Origin of the sequence: Desulfovibrio oxyclinae DSM 11498 (assembly GCF_000375485.1) — a bacterium.
Classification (GTDB): domain Bacteria; phylum Desulfobacterota; class Desulfovibrionia; order Desulfovibrionales; family Desulfovibrionaceae; genus Pseudodesulfovibrio; species Pseudodesulfovibrio oxyclinae.
On sequence record NZ_AQXE01000004.1, the window covers coordinates 197,201 to 218,105 of the forward strand.

Here is a 20,905-nt window from a genome sequence, read left to right on the forward strand (position 1 = left end):
ATCGCGGGGCTCCGGGCGGCAAGTTCGTTGCCTGATTCACCCTGTTCTGGTACCTGTTTGTTCGTTCATGAATATTTATGCGAGGAAGACTGGCCGTTTCGGGCGTCTCCCTTGCGCCGGAGGCTCCACATGCGGATCGTGATCGTGGGCAGCGGAGGCCATGCGCAGGTCTGTGCGGACATCCTGCTCGCCATGCAGGCGGCGGGAGATGCCGTCGAGCCGTGCGGATACATTTCCCGCAGGGATCACGGCCGCGAACTGCTCGGCCTGCCCGTCCTCGGCGACGAGGACGCCCTTGATCCCAAGCAGCACGACGCCCTTGTGGTGGCCGTGGGGGACAACCGGGTGCGAAGCGAGGCTGTCCGGCGTCTGGCCGAAGGTGGCTGGCCTTTCACCGCCGCTGTGCACCCCCGGGCCGTGGTCGGTCGTGAGTGTGTGCTGGAGCCCGGCTGCATGGTCTGCGCAGGCGTCGTCATCAACCCCGGAACGAGGGTGGGCGCGCACGCCATCCTGAACACCGGCTGCTCCGTGGACCATCATAATGAAATAGGCGCGTTCGCCCACGTGGCCCCCGGCGTCCGTCTTGCAGGGGATGTGCGGCTGGGCGAGGGAGTGTTCTTCGGCATCGGCGCATGCGCTGTGCAGGGCGTCAGCGTTGGCGACTGGGCCACCGTCGGAGCCGGAGCCGCAGTGATTCGCGACGTGCCCGCTGAAACCACCGTTGTCGGCGTCCCGGCCCGCCCGCAGGAATAGGCAGAGAATGGAACGCAAGCGTATATATCTTTCGCCGCCGCACATGGGCGGCACGGAACTCGATCAGGTGCACCGCGCCTTTGACTCCAACTTCATCGCGCCGCTCGGTCCGCAGCTTGCGGAATTCGAGCAGCGCTTTTCGGACCTGTCCGGCTTTGGCCACGCGGTGGGCCTGAGCAGCGGGACCGGCGCGCTGCATCTGGCGCTTCGCTGCCTCGGAGCCGGAGAGGGCGATGCGGTGATCTTCTCCACGTTGACGTTCATCGGATCCGTCACCCCGGCGCTGTTCCTTGGTGCCGAGCCCGTATTCGTGGACTCCGATACCGAATCATGGAACATGGACCCCGCGCTGCTCGAACAGGCGCTTGACCGCCTTGCTGCCGAGGGCCGTAGGGTGGCCGCCGTGATTCCCACGGATATCTACGGTCAGAGCTGTGATCTGGATGCCATCCTTGAAGTGTCGGGGCGCCACGGTGTCCCCGTGGTCTGTGATTCCGCAGAGGCCGTGGGCGCGCTCTACAAGGGGCGGCACGCTGGAAAGGGCGCGCTGGCCGCGGCTTATTCCTTCAACGGCAACAAGATTATCACCACCTCGGGCGGTGGCATGCTCTGCACTGACGACGAGCCGCTGGCAGAACGGGTGCGCTGGTTTTCCCAGCAGGCCCGCGAGCCTGAGCCGCACTACGAACACAACACCTTCGGCTACAATTACCGCCTGAGCAACGTGCTGGCGGGCATCGGCCTCGGTCAGCTGGACGTCCTGCCGGAGCGGGTGCGGCGCAAGCGCGAGATTTTCGATTTCTACAGGGCCGAACTGGGTGAGCTGCCCGGCGTGGACTTCATGCCCGAGCCGGAGTGGAGCACCGCTACGCGCTGGCTGACCGTCATGACGTTGGACGGTTCGTTCGGCGTGCAGCCCGAAGACGTCCGGCTGGCGCTGGAAGAGTTCAACATCGAGTCGCGTCCGGTCTGGAAGCCCATGCACATGCAGCCGCTCTTCGCTTCGTCGCGCATCTATGGCGGCGGCGTGTCCGAGGATCTGTTCCGAAGGGGGCTTTGCCTGCCCTCCGGCACCGCCATGAGCGAGGACGACCTTGCGCTGATCGTCGAGGTCATCAAGGGGTGCGCTGCATGAGGCGGCTGGCGAACTTCGGGAACATGAACTTCTGGCTCATGCTGGCCGGGGACATGGTGGTCTTCACCCTGTCCGTGCTGCTGGCGTTCTCCCTGCGGTTCGATTTCGACATCCCGCCGCAGTATGCCGAGCGCATGTTCCAGATGATCGCCTTTGGCGTTCCCCTCAAGTCACTGCTTTTTCTCTTCTTCGGCATGTATCGGGGCATGTGGCGTTATACCAGTCTCGACGATTTCTGGCGGCTGATCCGGGTTACGGTCCTGCAAAGCGGCCTCGTGATCGCGGCCGCCGCGTTCGGGCAGAATTTTGAGGGGTATCCCCGCAGCGTCTTCCTGCTGGACTGGGGGCTGACCATGGCCATGGCGAGTAGCCTGCGCCTCGGCATCCGGGCTATGTATGCCCGGGGTGAGTCTCTGCGTCTGCCCAAGGCCACCCCCCGACGCCTGCTGCTCATCGGGGCCGGCGATTCAGGGGAGCGCATCCTGCGAGACATTCAGTCCGATCCGTCCGTGGGCGTGGTCATCGGTTTTCTCGACGATGACCGCTCCAAGCTCAGCCGAACCATCCACGGCGTTTCCGTGCTGGGTACCGTGGACGACCTGCCGGAAATGGTGCGGTCGCACGATCCCGACGAAATCTTCATAACGGTTTCCAACAATCTTTCCGCCGAGCGGATGCGGCGACTGGTGGATATGTGCAAGGCCACCGGCCTGCCGCACAAGGTGCTGCCGCCCATGAGCGAAATCGTGGACGGCAAGGTCAGCCTCGGCAGTCTGCGTGAAGTGAACTACCGCGACCTGCTCGGCCGCACGGAAGTGCGCCTTGAGACCGGGCGCATCCGCGGCTACATCGAAGACCGCGTGGTGTTGGTGACGGGCTGCGGTGGTAGCATCGGTTCGGAGCTATGCCGCCAGATCGTTCGATTCGGCCCCGCCCACATGGTGCTGGTGGACGCCTCGGAGTACAATCTGCACTCTATCGAAATGGAGCTGCGGCACGAATTCCGGTTCACCCGATATTCCACGGTGCTGGGCAACATCGCAGACCGTTCGCTCATGGATGCGGTCTTCGGAACGCACCGGCCTTCCGTCGTGTTTCACGCGGCCGCGTACAAGCATGTGCCCATGCTGGAGCGTTGCCCGTGGCAGGCGGTGCACAACAACGTGGTCGGCTCGCGCTGCGCCATGGAGGCCGCCGTGGAGCACGGCGTTGACCGCTTCGTGGTGGTATCCACGGACAAGGCGGTACGTCCCACCAACGTCATGGGTGCCACCAAGCGCGTCACCGAGCACCTTATGCGGCATTATCAGGGCCGCGACACCAAATTCATGGCGGTGCGCTTCGGCAACGTGCTGGGTTCCAGCGGTTCCGTGGTTCCGCTGTTTCGCAAGCAGATAGAGCAGGGCGGCCCCGTGACGGTCACGCATCCCGACGTGACGCGCTATTTCATGAGCATCGCCGAAGCGGCGCAGCTGATCCTTCAGGCTGGGAGCATGGTGGAAAATGGGCGCGGTGGTGAAATTTTCGTGCTTGAAATGGGCAACCCGGTTCGTATCGCCGACATGGCCCGCGACCTGATCCGTCTCTACGGCATGGAGCCGGAGAAGGACGTGCGGATAGAGTACACGGGCCTTCGCGAAGGGGAGAAGCTCTACGAGGAGCTCATAACCGAAGGGGAGGACGTGGTCCGCACCGAGCATGAGAAAATCATGGTGCTTGATACGGATCGGCACATCGCGCCCGACGCGTTGCTCGATCACCTCTCCTGTCTCGCGGATGCGGCCAGAGACCACGACGCCCAGGCCATTCGTAGCGTCCTGCGAAAAATCGTTCCCGAATACCGCCCGCTTTTCTGATCGCAAAGCGCAAAGCCCGGTCCGGACACCTAAATGGTTGACTCCGGAATAGTTCCAGTTTATCCAGACCATTATAGAACGCTCTCGCCTCGGCGCAAACGATATGTGATCATGTTTCGTGCGGCTGCGAGTGTTTGTGATTATTCCGGAAAATTTTCCACACGGGCTTGCTAAAAACAGCCCGGTCGGTTAACACCTTGATTAACTGCCTATTTTCTCTCGTTTTGAGCGAAGGGCGGAAGCGAGGAGCATCATGGCCCAAGACTGCATTTTCTGCCGCATAGCGGCCGGGGAAATCCCCAGCGCAAAGGTGTACGAATCGGAGACGGTGCTGGCCTTTCTGGACATCGCACCGGTGAACGCGGGGCACGCCCTCGTTCTTCCCAAGGCGCACTACGAAACGCTGTGGGACCTGCCCGCCGAACTCGGCGAGGATTTGCTCAGGGCCGTGAAGTCTGTCGCGGACGCCGTGAAAGTCGAGACCGGGGCTCAGGGCCTCAATCTCATGCAGAACAACTATGAAGCGGCGGGTCAGCTGGTGCCTCACGTGCATTTTCACTTGATCCCGCGCTTTGACGACGACGGACTGAAACTGTGGCCGCAGAAGCCCTACGGGGACGAAGCGGAGATGCGGCAGCTTGCCGAGCGCATTGCCGCACGTGCCAAATAAACCACAAGAAACGGAGGCCACCCCATGACCGGGCAGACGCTCACCAAAGCCGGCATCGTCGACTACATCTACGAGCGCACGGACAAGAACCGGGCCGAGATCAAGGATCTCGTGGAATCCATTCTGGACATCATGAAGCTGTCCATCAAGAAGGACCACGCGCTGCTGGTCAGCGGGTTCGGAAAGTTCGAGGCCTACGCCAAAAAGGCGCGCAAGGGTCGCAACCCGCAGACCAATGAGACCATCACCCTGCCGCCCCGCAAGGTCGTGGTCTTCAGGCTCTCCCGCAAGTTCCGCGCTGAACTCAACGGGTAAGGAAGCTTCCCGGATACTGTTTCCGGAACCGTTGCAGACCGTCTCTGGCGCTCTGCTCGTCGGTAAAGCCTCCGGCCTGAACCTTGTAAAGGCCAGCGTCCTTGATCATGCGTGATCCGGTATAGCCGTCCGACATGAGGGCGGCGAGGATTCTGCGAGCTTTTGCCGGGTCTTCAAACGCGCCGACCTGAATGAAATAGAGTCCTTCGCCTGTGATCGATTCACCGGCGTCGGGCTCTTCTTTCGTCTTGGCTTCGAGCAAGGGGGCGGATGAGCTTTCCTCCGTATCGACGGCGACCATCTGGCCAGAAGGCTTTGTCTCATCTTTCTCAACGATTGCGACCTCTTCCTCTATGCTGGATTCGGTGAAGGCGGGCTCGTCGGATTCGACCGCGTCTGCTTCATCGCTGCCTGTCTGAATTGTGGGCGCATCGGTGGTAGCAGCCTCGTCGGCATGACCCATGGATTTTTCCGTAGGAACGGGGCTTGCCTGTCCGGGCCCGCTGGAGTAAATGTGCTGGCGGGCGCAGCCGAATGCCAGACAGAAAAAAAATGATGCCATGAGAATTCGAAAAGCCATTGAATGTCTCCTTGCCGAGTCTAAATTTTCTTTAGAGTATGCTTCCGCGGAAGGATTTTCAAGTGCCACGGGTGGATCGTGAAAATTTTCTCAATAGTTTCGATGCAGAAGCGGCGCCAATCGCATCGGCTCGGATGCATTCGATAAATGCCTGTGTGAAACGAAAAAACGCATTGACGCGAATCGGTTGCCTGTGGTAGTTCCAGTCAACTTGTGAAGGATTGCACGAACCGGTTTTTCTCCGGTCGGGTTCGCGCCGGTGAAAGGTGAAGGTCGGGCAAGACGACATGTTCTTTAAAAAAGACAGATTGCAGGACATGATGAAAGTGGGGGGCCCCGCAGGGGTGCTCGGGTTTCATATAGTGTCCTCGACATTTGTCGGGCTGGCCATGGGATACTTCCTCGGCGACTGGCTGGACGAAACGTTCGGCTGGGGGGTCAGGCCCTGGATGATCATTATTTTTCTGATCCTCGGCATCGTTGCCGGTTTCAGGATGGTCTTTCAGGACTTGAAGAAGATCGAGAGGCAAGAGGAACGTGGCCGTGAGAGCCTGCAAAAGCGGGAAACCGAAGACGGGGACGCGGATGATCCGGGCGCTTGATCGATTCTTGTTCAGGCACGGATTTCAGCATGCGGAAGTCCGCGGTCTCATGAGAAGTCAACTGATGGTGGCGACAACGTCATCACTGGCTCTGCTTGTTATGGGCATGTTTTCGGTATGGTCGCTGGCCTTCATGGCGGGAGCCGTGATTGCCACGCTCAATTTCTGGGCCCTTGCCCGAGTGGGTCAGATCTTGGTGCATGTTCGCAGCGGAGCGACGCTGACCCTGCTTTTGATATTCTACGGAAAGCTGATTCTGAGCGGCATCGCCCTGTATGTGCTGATCGGAATCTGGCAGGTGCCCATCTGGAGCCTGCTGCTTGGGCTTTCCACCGTGGTGGTGACCATCACCGCCTGGGGGCTGGTGCATTTCGGGCGAACTAAAGGCTAGTTTTTAAGGAGGCAAAGGATATGGCAATAGGTGGCGGACTTCCGCATCCCCTTTTGTACATGGAAATCCTGCGCAACGCGCTGCATTTGGAGTTCATTGAGCTGCACGTCTGGTACACCTGGCTTGCAATGCTCATCCTGTTCACCCTTGCGCTGCTCGTTCGCGGTCGTCTGCAGTTGGTCCCCGGCGGCCTGCAGAACGTTTTCGAAGTCATCATCGGCGGTCTTGAGGACTTTGTCGTCGCCAACATCGGCGAGGAAGGTCGTCGCGTTTTCCCCGTGCTGATCACCCTGTTCCTGTTCATTCTCACTATGAACTACATCGGGCTGGTTCCGGGCTGCGACGCGCCTACGGCAAACCTGCAGACCAACGCTGCGTTGGCTATTTTCCTTTTCGCTTACTACAACTTCCACGGCCTGCGTAAATGGGGTCCTGGATACATCAAGCACTTCATGGGCCCCATGCCCGCCATGGCTCCCCTGATGCTGATTCTCGAACTTATCTCCCACCTCGTCCGTCCGCTTTCGCTCACGCTGCGTCTGTTCGGCAACATCCGTGGTGAGGAAATCGTGCTGGTGCTGCTCTTCATGCTGGCGCCCATCTACAGCACACTGCCCATGTACTTCCTGTTCCTGCTCGCGAAGACCATTCAGGCCTTCATCTTCTTCATGCTCGGCATGATCTACCTGCAAGGCGCTCTGGACCACGCGCATTAGGAACAAGGATTTCATCCAAATTTGGGGAAACGGTCATTTGACCACAATCAATAATAATCTTTTGGAGGACTAAAATGAAAGCTCTCAAGACTCTCTTCGCCACCGTGGCCATGACCCTGGTTGCTACCGCTGCCTTCGCTGCTGACGGCGCCGCTCTCGGCTCTTCCGTCGCATACGCCACCGCTCTGGGCATGGGCCTGGCCGCCGGTCTCTGCGGCATCGGTCAGGGCATGGGCCTCAAGGGCGCCGTTGAAGGCACCGCCCGCAACCCGGAAGCCGGCTCCAAGCTGACCACCACCCTGATTCTCGGTCTGGCGTTCATCGAGTCCCTGGCAATTTACGCCCTCGTTGTCTGCCTGATCCTCCTCTTCCTCAACCCGTTCGCATAACGGGACTCGGAAAACGGATTATCGAAGGGAGGCTTCGGCCTCCCTTTTTTCAATATAGACTTGTTACATGTTTCACATGCTTGCGTAGGCAATACGAGATAATGAAAAGCGAACACATACCCAAAGCGACTATCGGCAGACTTGCCGTATATATTCAGGTACTGGAAAACCTCCTGCGAGACGGGGTCGAGGTCATCTCATCCGAGAAACTGGCCCGGGCCTGTTCCGTCAACTCTTCCCAGATCCGCAAAGACCTCGCCTATTTTGGCGAGTTTGGCGTTCGTGGGGTGGGGTATTATGTGCAGGAACTCATCTCTTCCATCAAAGAGTCGCTAGGCATCGACCGCGCATGGAATTGCGCGCTGATCGGCGTGGGAAATCTCGGTACGGCCCTGCTCAAGCATCAGGATTTCGCTCGACGCGGCTTCCATGTGAAGGCTGCCTTTGACTGTGATCCTGACAAGATCGGTAAGGAAATTACCGGTATGGAGATCGTCTGCCCGACGCATCTCAAAGAGCGGGCTCCCGAATTGGGGCTGGAAATCGGCATCATCACCACTCCGCCCGACCGCGCCCAGCGCGCGGCCAACCATCTGGTGGAGGCGAATATCCGAGGCATCATCAACTTTGCTCCCGCCCGGATTCAGGTGCCGCCGCACATCCCTGTCGAGTATGTCGATTTCTTTGACCATCTCTACTCTCTGGCCTTTCAGGTCTCGCTCGGCGACAATAACTAGACCGATTCAAAGCCCCGCTTCATGGCGGGGCTTTTTGATGGGGCTGTCATGGACTTCCATGACAGCCCCATTTTTTTGATACGCCCGATGACATCTGCCTGGTGATAATAACTGCGTTGTAACGACTCTTTTCTAAAGAAAACCGAATCTCCGCCGATATGATTTGCGTTAACTTGACGGAGGAAACAATGAAAATCGAAAACAGTCTGAGCAACAATCTCATGCAGGAAGTCGAATCCACGTCAAAACTGCACGTGGGCTCCACCGGATATGGCAGCGAGGAAAATGCGGACAAGACCAATCCTCTTGGTATTGACCGTGTCAGTCTTTCCGAGGAAGGCAGACGCCTTGCCAAGCAGGGCGAGCAGTATGATACTGGCGGTGATCCCATGGTTGAACGTATCAAGGAGCGCATCGAAAAGCTCAGAAAAGAGATAGAAGAGCTTGAACAGAGCAATCTTCCCGAAAAGCAAAAGCAGCAGCAGATTCAAGCCAAGCAGTCCGAGATAGCAGAACTGCAGCATCAGCTTGAAGAGATTCAGAGCAGGGCAGGCATGGCAAAAGGCGGAGGCACTCGTGCCGAAGGAATGGGCAACAGCCTGACCTAGCTTGATATGATAGATTTGAGCCATCGCGGCGGTCTTGTTGAAGGCCGCCGTTTTTTGTTGTCCGCGGTTTGATTCATGGCTGTGAGGTGCCGTTCGGCTAGACCGGGACCGTTCACCCCATGATTTTGAACCGTTCACCTAATAACAGTCATGGCTTTGAAAAACCTTCATATAGAAGTAGAGTCAGCAATGATGCCCCGTGGCGTCATGACTGGAGGGATTGCGGTCCACCGTTCGGGCCGGTTTTCATAACGGCAAGACTTGAGGAGTTGCAATGAGTGAAGAACGCACCATTGAGAGCATGATGAAGGAAGGGAAAACCTTTCAGCCGCCGAAATCCGAAACCGCCCACGTGCAAGGGTACGACAAGCTGGTTGAACTGGAAAAGCGGGCGGAAGAAGACCCGGAAGGCTTCTGGGCCGAAAGGGCCGAGGAGCTGGTCTCATGGTTCAAACCCTGGGACAAGGTGCTGGACTATGATTTCCACAAGCCTGAAATCAACTGGTTCAAAGGCGGGAAGCTGAACGTTTCCTACAACTGTCTCGACAAGCACATCGAAAACGGCCGGCGCAACAAGGCCGCGCTTATCTGGCAGGGCGAGCCGGACGAGGACGTCAAGGTCTTCACCTATCAGATGCTCTACACCGAGGTCTGTAAGTTCGCCAATGCGCTGAAGAAAATGGGCGTTCGCAAGGGTGACCGCGTGGCGCTCTACCTGCCTATGGTCCCGGAGCTTTCCATTGCCATGCTGGCCTGTGCCCGCATCGGAGCCATGCATTCCGTGGTTTTCGCCGGCTTCTCCGCCATTTCGTTGCAGTCGCGAATTCAGGACTGCGAAGCGAAGGTCCTTGTCACTGCTGATGCGGTCATTCGTGCCGGAAAAACCATTCCGCTCAAGCCCAACGCGGACGAAGCATGCAAGAACTGCCCGTCGGTCGAGCAGGTCGTGGTGGTCCAGCGCGGTGGAAACGACGTGGAAATGGTCGAAGGCCGCGATCGCTGGTGGCATGAGGTTGTCGGCGAGGATGACGTGCGCGGCGACTGTCCGCCCGAGGAAATGGACGCGGAAGACATTCTTTTCATTCTGTATACTTCCGGATCCACGGGCAAACCCAAGGGTGTTGTCCACACCACCGGTGGATACCTGACCTACGCGGCTCATACCCTGCAATGGGTTTTCGATCTTCAGGAAGACGACGTATACTGGTGCACTGCCGATATCGGTTGGATCACCGGGCATTCATACATTCTGTACGGTCCGCTGTGCCTCGGGGCCACCTCGCTGATGTTCGAGGGCGTTCCAAGCTATCCCAAGCCGGATCGCTTCTGGCAGATCGTCGAGAAATTCAAGGTCAACCTGTTCTATACCGCTCCCACCGTCATTCGTGCTCTGATGCGCGAAGGTGAGGCGTGGACGCAGAATTATGACCTCTCCACACTGCGCATCCTCGGTTCCGTGGGTGAGCCGATCAACCCGGAAGCGTGGCGGTGGTACCATCAGAACATCGGAAACGGTAAGCTTCCCATTGTGGACACGTGGTGGCAGACGGAAACCGGCGGATTCATGATTTCGCCGCTGCCGTATGCAACACCGCTCAAGCCGGGTTCTGCCACGCGCCCCATGCCGGGCGTCTCCGCCAAAGTTGTTCGCGCCGACGGGTCGCCCGCCGATCCGGACGAGGGCGGACACCTCGTGGTGGACAAGCCGTGGCCCGGAATGCTTCGCGGCGTCTTTGGCGACCCGGAGCGGTTCAAATCAACCTATTTCCAGCGGTTTCCCGGCATGTACGAATCCGGTGACGGCGCACGTTGCGACAAGGATGGGTACATGTGGATCATGGGTCGCCTTGACGACGTGATCAACGTCTCCGGTCACAGGCTGGGCACGGCAGAGATCGAATCGGCGCTGGTTGCGCACTCGGCGGTCTCCGAAGCCGCGGTTGTGGGTATGCCGCATCAGGTCAAGGGCCAGTCAATCTACGCCTATGTCACGCTCAAGTCCGATGAAGAGGAATCCGACGAAATCCGCGCCGAGCTCAAGAAGTGGGTTCGCAGCGAGATCGGCCCCATCGCCACGCCGGAAGTCATCCAGTTCGCCGACGGGCTTCCCAAGACCCGCTCAGGCAAGATCATGCGCCGCGTGCTCCGCAAGATCGCTGCGGATCAGGACGACTTCGGCGACACCTCCACGCTGGCGGATCCCGGTGTCATCACCGACCTCGTGGAAGGAAAGAAGGACCTGCTCGGTTAGCAACTGCCGACCAAGTCTTGCCGCACCAAAAAGCCCCCCGCGACAGGAGTCGCGGGGGGCTTTGCATTTGGTTTCTACTATTCCAGTCCCATGCCGGGATGGTGGGCCGGGTAGTCCATCTCCATGGTGTGACAGACCGAGCAGTTTCCGGCGCCGATGGGACGGCGATTGTCCTGATACTGCAAGGGCTGCATGTTGTCGCGGTCGTACATGGCGGGATAGACAGCGTGCGGGGAGCCGTGGCAGGCGGCGCAACGCACGGCGCCAACGTCACCGTAGCGCTGGCTGTAGAGCTGGGCTTTTTCCTCGGTCCACTGGTTGGCCGCGTCCACATTGTAGGGAGCGGCAAACTCTTCGTGGCAGGACAGGCAGTCAGGTTCCTGATGCCACGGTTTGCGCGGCTGAACGAACTCTTCATCGGGTTCGAGAACTGCAAGCAGTTTGTCGGCAGCCTCGATGCCCGCTTCCCGCTCGGCAAGCAACAGCGAGCCTGCGTGGGTGGTCATATCGCCGTGGCAGGCAACGCACTCAAGCCCCATGTCGGCGTGAATGCCTCGATACATGGGCGTCTCGTGACAGAAGTTGCAGGCGTCCTGTCCGCGGTCCTTCAGATAGACCGAGTGGAACCCGTGCATGGCTGCGGACAGGTTGAGCATGTCGTCCCTACCTTCTTCGCCAATGTCCGGATCGGCGTGACAGGCGGCGCAGTCCACCACCTCGCCGGACTTGGCTTTCTCGGTGAGGGCGGTGTCGTTGATGCGGTCATGCACCATGAGGATGTCCATGGCCGTATCTGCGGACATTCCGGCCTCTTCCTCATTGTTCTGCCAACCGCCGCCGTGACAGTTGTTGCATCCCATGCGCATGCCCACCGGCAGGACGGCCTTGGTCTGCGCGACCACCTCACCGGTTTCATCCTTTGCGGTGACGGTTGCGATGGGGTAGGGCGAGTAGCCTTCATCGGAGTACGGCTCGACCTTGATTCCTTCGGCCTTGAATCCGCCATAATCGCCGGGCGTCATGGTGCCCGAGGCTTCGGGATATCCTTGCTCCAGTTCATACTCCACGCTCATGCCCTCGGAGACGATCTCGGGCAGCATGCCGCGATAGATGAGCGAGGCATTGAGGGTTTCGCCGCTGGGGCGCAGGCGGATGATGCCGGATTCGGAGACGAACCGCAGGCCTTTGTCCGCCCAGGCGAACAGGACGAACTCGGCCTCTTCGGGATCATATTCCGGCACGTCGGCTTCACCGGGTTCGGCAAAGGCCAGTTCGCCGGGCTCAAGGCCGTGCAGGTCGCGCACTATGTACGCCGAAAGTGCGGCGCGTTCATCCGGCGTTCCGGCAAAGGGCGGCATGTAGCGGCTGATCTTGCCCATGCCGGAAAGGAAGGCGTCAAAGCCTGCCTCGGTGTACTTGTCGGTGTGGGGAAGAATGTCGTTCATGGGGCCGCCGATGGAGTGGCAGGAGGCACACTGATACTGGAAAAGCCAGCGTCCGGCCTCAAGCTCGTTCTCGGCAGTGACGTCACGCAGGTCGGCGGGGATCCATTTGGCGGCCTTGAGGAACCCCTTTTCGTTGATTTCGGGCATCTGTTCCGGGAGGATGCTGTTGGAATAGCGTTCGCCCCAGATGATGTAGGGCTTGCGCGCTGCCTCGCGGATGGATTCGAAACTGCCGGTGAGCCCGAGGCCCAGAAGCAGCACCACGAGCGCGACAGGAAAGCCGAGGCTGCGGGGCATACGGATGCCGAGCAGCAGGCCGCCCACCAGAACCGCGATGCCGACCCACCAGAAGCTGTTCATGAACCATTCCACACGGGCGGATTCTTCCATGGCGAGCTGGTACTGCGCGGGGGGCAGGGAGTGAATGTACCACATGCCCGTGAGCGCCACGAGGGCCATGCCCGCAACGGTCCATGCCGCGCAGGTGCGAACCACGGTTCCGCGTGATTTTTCTTCCTTGATGAGTGTTCCGGTGACAAAGCCGAACAGTCCGGCAAAGGTTACGGAAAGAGCTGTGCGGAATACCAGCTGCGGCCAGAATGTCGGGTTGAAGAACCCGTCCCAGAAGTTGCCGGTCTCCAGCCATTCGCCGGGGGTGAGCATGTAGCCGATGATGCCGTTGATCATGAACAGCGACATCCAGCCGAAGAAGAAGTACAGCCCGCCGACGATCTGGTGGTCACGCGCGCTGAGGCGTTCCCAACCGTAATAATAGACGAGCAGGGAAACGATCTCCGCCAGGAAGAAGACCCATTCTGTAGCCCAGCCGAAAACGAATTGATGAATCAATGTCAGGGCCGCATCCGGTGCGAGCAGGGCGATGGTGAACCAGATCGCCACGCCGGTGACGGCGCCGAAGACCATGGTCAACAAAAGGAAGAATTTGGAGTTGCGCTTGGCGTAGTCCATGAACTCCTTCGAACCGGACTTGCGCGCCATGCGCTCGATGACCACGAGGAACAGTCCGCCGCCCACGGCGAATTGCGCCACGTAGACGTGAACCACGGAAATAAGCGCTATCCAGAACCCTCCGCCGAGGGTCGTCAGTTGCCATACGGGAAATTCCATGGCTTAGGCCTCCTTGCCGGATTTCAGGTACAGGCGGATCATCCATGCGATGACGCACATGCCAAGCACGAGGGCTACGAGGAACATGACGAGAGGCGAGGCCTGCCCCGTCACTTCGAGGTCCGTCACGCTGTAATACGGTTCAAGCATGAGCTTGCGCACCGCGTGGCGGGCCAGTGCCATGGCCAGAACCGTGAGCGCGGCCCACAGGATGGAGAGCCTGAGGTTTCGGCGTCCGGCCGCATGAATGATGAGCCCGGCGCCGAAAAGGGCTGCCAGCAGCGAGCCGGTGGCAAGCGCGTCGCCACCCATGAAGGCCAGCATGACGCGCTCCGGCAGGGCCACGAGAAACCAGAAGCCGAAACCGATGTTGATTACCGTCGCTCTGGCGAACCACTTGAGGCCTGTTGTCACCTGGGATTCCTTTCCGGCCCGTTTGCCGACAATGGCGACGGCCACGCCGCCGATGGCGAGCGCACCCGTCATGAAATGCAGATAGCGGGGCAGCAGCGTGGGATCACCGAAGTTCAGCATGGTCTCGCCGCCGTTCTTGAGATAGGCCGTCCACTCGCCGGGCACGAGCATGAGCGTCATGTTGTTCACGAACATGAATCCGATGAACAGCATGCACCCAAGGGACAAGGCGAGGAAAATGTTGCGGGACGTTCCAAGGGACTTGTATTTGAAGTCCCATATGTAGAAGCCGTAATACGCGATGAGCAGGAACGGGATGACCGCCAGCCACCAGCCGCCCATGAGCACCGTTCCGGCATAGTCGAACTGACCGTAGTTGACCTGCAGAAACAGCAGCGGCGCTACACCGAAGTTGATGGTGAGCGCCAGCATTGTAGGAATCTTCTTGGACATGCCGCGGGCAAGCGGTTCGGTTTTCCCTCCGGAATTCAAAAGGGAAATGACACCGCCGCCAAAAACGGCGTTCATCATAAGAATATGGGCCCAGAAGCCCAGAACGAGCAGCACGTCGAACCAGACCCAGCTCACGGGAATGGTCTGCGCCACAGGAATCAGGGAGCTCGGATTCATAAGTCACCTCCAGTGCCGGATACGATAACCCGATTTTTCGGAAAAAGTCACCCGGATCCGATTATTTTACGTTCAGGCACCGCTTGCCTTTCCCGGCAGAAGGGGTACACACTTGCCCCATTCGATATTTTCAAGGAGGCGAATCCATGTCCACCGCACTGCTCATCGATGCCGGGAACACCAACACCAAGCTCTGCATTGCAGACGAGACCGGTCTCAAGTCCAGCTACACCCTGCCCACGCGACCACGAAACACGGCCGACGACTGGGGCTTCAAGCTCATAGAGATACTTCGCCGGGAAGCACTGAACCCGGAGGACGTGGAGATGTGCGCCGTTTCGTCGGTGGTGCCGCCGCTGGACCCGCTGCTTTCGGAAATGAGCAAACGTTTCCTGAACGTGCGCGCCCGGTTCGTCCCCAGGGACCTGCCGCTGGCCATAGAAAATCGCTACGCGCGCCCCGAACAGGTCGGAGCAGACGTGCTGGTCACCGCCCTCGCGGCAAGACGCCTGCGCGAGGAGCGCTGCATCATTGTCGTGGATTACGGCACCGCCACCACGCTGGCCTGCATCGTGGACGACGCTTTCATGGGCGGCCTGATCTGTCCCGGCGTGCTCTCCTCCATGCGTTCTTTGCATGAAGGAACCGCCAAACTGCCTGCCGTGGAACTCGAAGTGGCCTCGGATGAACTCTCATGGGGAAGGACCACCTCGGAATGCCTTAATCAGGGCCTCGTGTTCGGCTTTGCCGAAATGACCTCCGGGCTTTGCCGCAAGCTCGGCAAGCAGATGGACGACACTCCCTATGTGATGGCCACCGGAGGGCTCGCTCCCGGCATCGCCCGCGTGTGTTCCGAGATCCGCGAAGTCCGCCCGGACCTGCTCATGGAAGGTCTCTGGATGGCCTGCTTCGAGTAGGGGATAGGGTGGGCAAGACGCTGGGTGGAGTTATTTCAGGCTGTCCAGCATGACCTGAAACACGTCTTCACGGCTAAGGTCGGAAGTGTCCACCACCACGGCGTCTTCGGCCGGACGCAGGGGGGCGACGGGCCGGTTGCGGTCCTGTTCGTCGCGTGCGGCGATCTGTTCCTTGAGTTCTTCAAGGTCTGCGGGAGAATTCATCTCCACGAGCTGGTCGTAACGGCGTTTGGCACGAACGGCCACGGTGGCGTCGAGGAAAAACTTGTCGGTGGCTTCGGGAAAAACCACGGTACCCATGTCGCGGCCCTCTGCCACGAGGTCGAAGCGCGCGCCGAGATCCTGCTGGGATTGCTTCAAGAAGGTACGGATCACCGGCAGCACGGCCACGTTCGAGGCCCACATGCCCACCTTCTCGGTGCGAATCTCGTCACCGATCGGGCGATCGTTCATGTGCAGCACGGTCTCGCTGCCGGAGCCGGAGAGGGCGAAGCGCAGGCCTTTGAGCTTTTGTTCGATTTCCTCGGCGGGCAGTTTCCAGCCGTTTTCACCCAGAAACAATGCTGTTGCGCGAAACATGGCGCCGGTGTCCAGATAGGCGATATCCAGTTTCGCTGCCAGCAGTTTGGCCATGGTGGATTTGCCGACCCCGGCGGGGCCGTCGATGGTCACGATTCGGTTAGGCGCCATCGATGATCTCCCGCATGGTCCTGATGAAGATTTCGTTTTCCTTTTCCGTTCCCATGTTCACGCGGATGTAGCGGCCGAAGCCGAAGCTGGCCAGCGGGCGTACGATGATGCCGCGCCGCAGCAGCTCACGGAACAGGCGCTGGGCCGAAGTGGGCGGCAGAAACATCAGGAAGTTGGCCTGACTCGGCAGCACCTCGCAGCCAAGTTTCTCCAGCTCCGCGCGAACGTAATCACGACCGGACATGACCGTGGCGAGGGTGGCGTTGTAGAAATCCTCATCTTCCAAAGCGGTGATGGCCGCTTCCTCGGCCAGCAGGTTCACCGTGAAGGGAATGCGCGCCCGACGCAGGTATTCGGCAATCTTTTCGGGCATGACGCCGTATCCAACGCGCAGCCCGGCCAGACCGTAGGCCTTGGAGAAGGTCCGCAGCACGACAAGGTTCTCGAATTTTTCAAAGGCCTGAAGGGGCGTATAGGACTCGGGCGGCCAGACGAAGTCGATATAGGCCTCGTCCACCACGAGCAGGCAGTCCTTGGGCAGCACACCGGCGAGCACGGAGAGTTCCTCCACCCCCGCGGCGAGGCCGGTGGGATTGTCCGGGCTGGTGACGAACACGAAGCGCGTGTTCTCGTCAGCGGCTTCGGCGAGCCTGTCCAGCGGCAGTTCGAAGTTTTCGCCGCGTTTCACCTCGCGGTATTCCACGCCGCAGAGCTTGGCGGTGTGGCGATACATGCTGAAGCAGTTGGAGTAGCACAGGATGTTGTCCCTGCCCGGCACGCAGCGCATGCGGATGAGCATGTCGATGATCTCGTCGGAGCCGTGGCCGGTGACGATGTTGGCTTCCGGCACGCCCAGATGCTTGGCGAGGGCGGTGGTGAGCCGCGGGGTGTGGTTCTGGGGATACCGGAAAGTGCGCGCACCTTCGCGGGCGATGACCTTCTGGACCCTCGGGGACGTGCCGAGGGGGTTCTCGTTGCTGGCGAGCTTGACGACGTTGGCGATGCCGTAGCGCTCCTTGATCTCCTCCACCGAGAGTCCCGGCTTGTAGGGGTCGAATTCGAGGATTTCCGGACGCATGGAGAATTCGCGCATGAACAGGTCTCCTGTGCTTTTCTGAAAAAAAGAACGGCCTTAAGGCCGTTCTTTGTACTGTCTCGCCTGACGGAGGTAAAGGGTTATTCCGGGCGCACCGTCAGCACGGGGCACTTGGCGGTCTTGACCACCTTTTCGGCCACGGAGCCGAAGAGGATGCGGTCGATGCCCTTTCGCCCGTGGGTGCCCATGACGATCATGTCCACATTCTCGTCCTTGGCGGCTTCCAGCACTTCTTCGGCAGGATAACCGGTCACCACGCGCCCTTCGGTTTCAAGGTCGCCGAAGTTGGTGTTGATGAAGTCGTTCATGGTGTCCTCGGCGCCGGTGACGATCTCGCCCACGAAGTTCTCGATGGAACTCGGCGGCACGTGGAATCCGACGTACTGGCTCATGGACGGCGCCACGTACAGGCACAGAATTTTCGCTCCCGAGCACTTGGCCACGGTCTTGGCGTAATCGGCCACGACCGAACTATAATCGGAAAAGTCTACAGCGCAGAGAATCTTCTTGATTTCCGCCATGATGCTACCTCCTGACTTAATATTATGTTCGCACCCCTGCGAACGGGTATTCCAATTACATTTTATGCCAAACATGCCGGGTATGGACAAGGGTTTTGTGATTTCTTACCTTATGAAAGACGAAGAGGAGCAGTAGGAAGAATTTTCCGCGATGGATTTCTCTATAAGTGACTGTTAAAAATGAATAAAAGCGCTTTGTCGCCGAGTTGGCAAACGGTTTGCATCAAAAAGGCAAACCGCAGCGTTGAGGAGTGATACCATGAAGATCCGTCCCGACATGATCGACGGGGTTCGTCAGGACCAGCAGGACAAGACGAACCGGATCAGGAAGCCCGGCACCGATTTCGGGGATATTCTGAACAAGGAGATGCAGGGGCCCGAGCAGGCGCAGAAGTCGCAGGCCACGGCGCCCCCCATCATGAATCCCCTGTTCGGAGTCGGTCAGGCAGCTCCCGTGTCCTCCGTTTCCGCTGTAGACCAGACCGCCGCCAGACAAGTGGACGGACTGGTGGACCAGATGGAGCGCTACGCAGCGACTCTCGGCGACCCGTCCGCCTCCCTGAAGGATGCGTACGGCGAACTGGAGCAGCTCTCGCAAGGCGTGGACCGGATCAGGGAGCAGCTCCCGGACCTGGGCGAAAAAGCACCCGGCCTCAGTGCCGTGGTGGACGAGATGGACGCCCTGGCCGCGACGGAGCAGTTCAAATTCAACCGGGGCGACTACCAGTAGCAGTCGCCCCAGCGGGCGCAGTAAATCCCGGCTCGGCGAAAGCCCGGCCGGGATTGCTCATTTGAGGTTAGAGTCGCCGCACAATGATGCTCAGGCCGTCCGCTCCGAGCCGTTGTTCCAGAAATCGTATCAGCTCCGCGCCGCGTCTCCAGCGCAGCGGCAATGCAGTCTCCGGCCGCGGTGTCATGCCGTGGGCCTCTGCATATTCACGCTCAAGGCGTAGCCGCAGCGCGCCGCCGTAGGACATCCATACGGGCAGCAGGATCAGGTCCGTCAGCCGGTGCAGCCCGGCCCGGAGCAGGCCCGAGTCGAAGCAGGCCATGCCCAGCGCCGCGGCGATTTCGGGAGAGCCGTCCGTTTCGCGCACTTCCACGATCTTCCTGCGATGAAAGATCAGGGCGATGGGAAAGACCAGCAGAAACGCCACGCAAAGCCCCACCCAGAACATGAGCCACGGATCGAACGAGTCGGCCCACAGGGCAAGCAGCAAGGTCCAGAGCGCTCCGGCAATCAGGCTGCGAAGCGCGCACTCGCCTGCGCCGGGACCTCGCAGGCAGTCCACGTTGTCTTCCAGCAGATCGGGCACGGGGTGTTCGTAGAAATGAATCTGTTCGATGGTGGCCGGAACGCGCCGGACGCCGTAGCGTTCATGTTGCCACTGGCAGCAGTGCTCAAGCAGCGCGAGACGTTCGTAGTCGTCCAGACGCGCAGCGTTCATCCGCGGGCTCCCGGACCGTAGGCCGCCAACTCGGTATATAGCGGGCCGTTTGAGCGCAGCGTGCTGCGGAACAGGCAAAAGCGGCGTACCGTGAAGGAGGGCCATTCCACCTTGCGCAACTCCTTGAGCAGCTTGCGCCAGTCGTCGCCTTTCTCCAGCTTGACGCGGCCCAGCGTGAGGTGCGGCAGAAAGGGTCTTCCCTCGGGGAATCCCAGCGGAGCAAGTGCCTCGTTGATGCCTCGGGCCAGTGCGGCGCATTCGGGGCCGCCCGCATTGAGCCCGACCCACAGGACGTTGGGCTTCTTCATGCCCGGAAACACGCCGCCCCCGCCGGGCTGGATCGTGAACGGCTCGAAGGGAACGCCCTTGAGCGCGTCCTTTGCGGCGGTGACCCGGTCCGGTTCCAGCTGGCCGAGAAATTTCAGGGTGAGATGCCAGTTCTCGGGCCGGGCCCATGTCATGCGCGACTTCACTTCCCGTCCAAGGCCCGGCAAAAGCTTTTCCAGCCTCGCCCGGCACTTTTCGGCGACCTCCACGGCCACGAACGCTCGCTGACCGGACACGGCTACCTCAGGATGGCCATGAGGCCGTTGACCGCATGCATGACGGTCTGTTCCTTGACTTCGTCGCGCGAGCCTTCGAACTGGTTGAGCTTGGTGCGCACCACGGTGCCGTTGATGCACCACGCCATCCAGACGGTTCCGACAGGCTTGTCCGGCGTGCCGCCAGTAGGTCCGGCCACTCCGGAAACAGCGACCGAGACATTGGCGCCGATGGCCTTCTGCACGCCCTGCGCCATGATCTTCACAACTTCTTCGCTGACCGCGCCGTGGGCATCCAGTACGTCCTCGGGAACGCCGAGCAGGTCGCGCTTGACCTCGTTGGCATAGGCAACCACGCCGCCCCGAAACCATTGGGAGCTGCCGGAAACATCCGTCAGCGTGCTGGAGAGCAGGCCGCCGGTGCAGGACTCGGCAGTGGCCAGCGTATCGCCTTCAAGGCCGAGCAGTTCGCCCACTTCGGACACGGCCCGTAAAATCAGTGTCTTGTCCATCAAATCCTCCGCGTTTTCCATGCTCTACAAAATGGAGCGCGCTGTTGCAATACGCACGGGGTGCCGATACATTCCCACACATGTTCACGCCGCGTCAGTTATTGAATAAAGCCCTTGCCAACCGCCGGAATCCCTGGAACTGGCTGCTGCACCTGCTCGGGCTCGTTTTTTTTCTTCTGGCGTTGCTGTTCCATTCCTCGACGCTGTTCGGGCTGGCCATCGGCCTTGGCGGCATCGGGCTTCTCAACCTGCACCTTCCGGCCGGGGCGGACAACGCCTTCACCAAACTGGCGCAGGCCGGGCTCGAACTCGAAGATTCCTTTCGCGCCATGCCGCGTGGCTGGCGCAAGTGGTTGATTCTTTCCGGGCTGGTCGTCGGGGCGTTCTTCAGCGTGTGGGCCCTGTGGACGCGTGCGGTGCTGGCTCTGTGCCTGCTGGCCGGGTTCGGCATTCTGGCGCGGGTCGCGGCTCTGAACCGCGCCAAGGGCATCAGGCCCTAACCGACAGCGCAGCCGAAAAAGGCCGGGATCTTTCGACCCCGGCCCCTCCGATGCGGGCT

Annotated in this window: 24 protein-coding genes; 15 read left to right on the forward strand and 9 right to left on the reverse strand. The window is 60.0% G+C overall.

Annotation, left to right across the window (positions count from 1 at the left end):
* The first annotated feature begins 129 nt into the window (after positions 1-129).
* From B149_RS0106230 to B149_RS0106250, 5 genes are all read left to right on the forward strand, one after another.
* Positions 130-753, forward strand: a complete 624-nt coding sequence (locus tag B149_RS0106230) for an acetyltransferase (protein ID WP_018124319.1) — start codon at positions 130-132, stop codon at positions 751-753.
* A gap of 7 nt (positions 754-760) precedes the next feature.
* Positions 761-1,888: a DegT/DnrJ/EryC1/StrS family aminotransferase gene (locus tag B149_RS0106235; protein WP_018124320.1), complete on the forward strand. Its 1,128-nt coding sequence runs from the start codon at positions 761-763 to the stop codon at positions 1,886-1,888.
* Positions 1,885-3,744 carry a polysaccharide biosynthesis protein gene (locus B149_RS0106240; RefSeq protein WP_018124321.1) on the forward strand — a complete coding sequence of 620 codons (1,860 nt, stop codon included), beginning with the start codon at positions 1,885-1,887 and terminating at the stop codon, positions 3,742-3,744. The genes B149_RS0106235 and B149_RS0106240 overlap by 4 nt, the downstream gene beginning before the upstream one ends.
* Before the next feature lie 253 nt (positions 3,745-3,997).
* A complete protein-coding gene (locus tag B149_RS0106245; protein ID WP_018124322.1) occupies positions 3,998-4,414 on the forward strand; it encodes an HIT family protein in 417 nt (138 codons plus the stop codon).
* Positions 4,415-4,438: 24 nt separating this feature from the next.
* Positions 4,439-4,729: an integration host factor subunit alpha gene (locus B149_RS0106250; protein ID WP_018124323.1), complete on the forward strand. Its 291-nt coding sequence runs from the start codon at positions 4,439-4,441 to the stop codon at positions 4,727-4,729.
* Here B149_RS0106250 and B149_RS0106255 read toward each other — a convergent pair.
* The gene (locus tag B149_RS0106255; protein WP_018124324.1) at positions 4,719-5,309 is read right to left on the reverse strand and encodes an SPOR domain-containing protein; all 591 of its coding nucleotides are present in this window, start codon (positions 5,307-5,309) and stop codon (positions 4,719-4,721) included. The two genes, B149_RS0106250 and B149_RS0106255, sit on opposite strands and share 11 nt — an antisense overlap.
* 287 nt (positions 5,310-5,596) lie before the next feature.
* Between B149_RS0106255 and B149_RS0106260 the strand changes: the two genes are divergently transcribed.
* The 7 genes from B149_RS0106260 to acs all read left to right on the forward strand — a co-directional run bounded on the left by B149_RS0106260 (position 5,597) and on the right by acs (position 11,003).
* Positions 5,597-5,911, forward strand: a complete 315-nt coding sequence (locus B149_RS0106260; protein ID WP_026167481.1) for an AtpZ/AtpI family protein — start codon at positions 5,597-5,599, stop codon at positions 5,909-5,911.
* A gap of 49 nt (positions 5,912-5,960) precedes the next feature.
* Positions 5,961-6,302: an ATP synthase subunit I gene (locus B149_RS0106265; RefSeq protein WP_245533199.1), complete on the forward strand. Its 342-nt coding sequence runs from the start codon at positions 5,961-5,963 to the stop codon at positions 6,300-6,302.
* 26 nt (positions 6,303-6,328) lie between these two features.
* Complete coding sequence (atpB, locus tag B149_RS0106270) at positions 6,329-7,018, forward strand: F0F1 ATP synthase subunit A (RefSeq protein ID WP_026167482.1); 690 nt, start codon at positions 6,329-6,331, stop codon at positions 7,016-7,018.
* Between the two features lie 74 nt (positions 7,019-7,092).
* Entirely contained in the window at positions 7,093-7,407 is a 315-nt protein-coding gene (locus B149_RS0106275; protein ID WP_018124328.1) for an ATP synthase F0 subunit C, read from the forward strand.
* A 101-nt stretch (positions 7,408-7,508) separates the two neighbouring features.
* Positions 7,509-8,144, forward strand: a complete 636-nt coding sequence (locus B149_RS0106280) for a redox-sensing transcriptional repressor Rex (protein WP_018124329.1) — start codon at positions 7,509-7,511, stop codon at positions 8,142-8,144.
* A gap of 188 nt (positions 8,145-8,332) precedes the next feature.
* Positions 8,333-8,752 (forward strand): flagellar biosynthesis anti-sigma factor FlgM, encoded by a 420-nt coding sequence (locus tag B149_RS17865; protein ID WP_018124330.1) that lies wholly within the window; start codon positions 8,333-8,335, stop codon positions 8,750-8,752.
* Positions 8,753-9,026: 274 nt separating this feature from the next.
* Positions 9,027-11,003, forward strand: a complete 1,977-nt coding sequence (acs, locus tag B149_RS0106290) for an acetate--CoA ligase (RefSeq protein ID WP_018124331.1) — start codon at positions 9,027-9,029, stop codon at positions 11,001-11,003.
* Between the two features lie 77 nt (positions 11,004-11,080).
* Here the strand turns inward: acs and B149_RS0106295 are convergent, their stop codons facing one another.
* Positions 11,081-13,576, reverse strand: a complete 2,496-nt coding sequence (locus B149_RS0106295; protein ID WP_018124332.1) for a multiheme c-type cytochrome — start codon at positions 13,574-13,576, stop codon at positions 11,081-11,083.
* A gap of 3 nt (positions 13,577-13,579) precedes the next feature.
* The gene (locus B149_RS0106300) at positions 13,580-14,620 is read right to left on the reverse strand and encodes a hypothetical protein (RefSeq protein ID WP_018124333.1); all 1,041 of its coding nucleotides are present in this window, start codon (positions 14,618-14,620) and stop codon (positions 13,580-13,582) included.
* Between the two features lie 146 nt (positions 14,621-14,766).
* On the opposite strand from B149_RS0106300, the gene B149_RS0106305 reads away from it, so the two are divergent.
* Positions 14,767-15,537, forward strand: coding sequence for a type III pantothenate kinase (locus B149_RS0106305; protein WP_018124334.1), 771 nt, complete (start codon positions 14,767-14,769; stop codon positions 15,535-15,537).
* Between the two features lie 30 nt (positions 15,538-15,567).
* Here the strand turns inward: B149_RS0106305 and cmk are convergent, their stop codons facing one another.
* From cmk to B149_RS0106320, 3 genes are all read right to left on the reverse strand, one after another.
* Positions 15,568-16,227 (reverse strand): (d)CMP kinase, encoded by a 660-nt coding sequence (cmk, locus tag B149_RS0106310; protein ID WP_018124335.1) that lies wholly within the window; start codon positions 16,225-16,227, stop codon positions 15,568-15,570.
* Positions 16,217-17,320: a histidinol-phosphate transaminase gene (gene hisC / locus B149_RS0106315; protein ID WP_018124336.1), complete on the reverse strand. Its 1,104-nt coding sequence runs from the start codon at positions 17,318-17,320 to the stop codon at positions 16,217-16,219. The genes cmk and hisC overlap by 11 nt, the downstream gene beginning before the upstream one ends.
* An 83-nt stretch (positions 17,321-17,403) precedes the next feature.
* A complete protein-coding gene (locus tag B149_RS0106320; RefSeq protein WP_018124337.1) occupies positions 17,404-17,844 on the reverse strand; it encodes a universal stress protein in 441 nt (146 codons plus the stop codon).
* Between the two features lie 259 nt (positions 17,845-18,103).
* Between B149_RS0106320 and B149_RS0106325 the strand changes: the two genes are divergently transcribed.
* Positions 18,104-18,574, forward strand: coding sequence for a hypothetical protein (locus tag B149_RS0106325; protein ID WP_018124338.1), 471 nt, complete (start codon positions 18,104-18,106; stop codon positions 18,572-18,574).
* A 67-nt stretch (positions 18,575-18,641) separates the two neighbouring features.
* Here the strand turns inward: B149_RS0106325 and B149_RS0106330 are convergent, their stop codons facing one another.
* Genes B149_RS0106330 through B149_RS0106340 form a run of 3 tightly spaced genes read right to left on the reverse strand, consistent with a single transcriptional unit; the run spans position 18,642 to position 20,346 of the window.
* Positions 18,642-19,292, reverse strand: a complete 651-nt coding sequence (locus tag B149_RS0106330; RefSeq protein WP_018124339.1) for a hypothetical protein — start codon at positions 19,290-19,292, stop codon at positions 18,642-18,644.
* Positions 19,289-19,855, reverse strand: coding sequence for an RNA 2',3'-cyclic phosphodiesterase (thpR, locus tag B149_RS16615; protein WP_018124340.1), 567 nt, complete (start codon positions 19,853-19,855; stop codon positions 19,289-19,291). The genes B149_RS0106330 and thpR overlap by 4 nt, the downstream gene beginning before the upstream one ends.
* Positions 19,856-19,857: 2 nt before the next feature.
* The gene (locus tag B149_RS0106340) at positions 19,858-20,346 is read right to left on the reverse strand and encodes a CinA family protein (protein WP_018124341.1); all 489 of its coding nucleotides are present in this window, start codon (positions 20,344-20,346) and stop codon (positions 19,858-19,860) included.
* Between the two features lie 101 nt (positions 20,347-20,447).
* Here B149_RS0106340 and B149_RS16620 point away from each other — a divergent pair, with 101 nt between their 5' ends.
* Positions 20,448-20,846 carry a hypothetical protein gene (locus tag B149_RS16620; protein WP_156816767.1) on the forward strand — a complete coding sequence of 133 codons (399 nt, stop codon included), beginning with the start codon at positions 20,448-20,450 and terminating at the stop codon, positions 20,844-20,846.
* Positions 20,847-20,905: the final 59 nt, after the last annotated feature.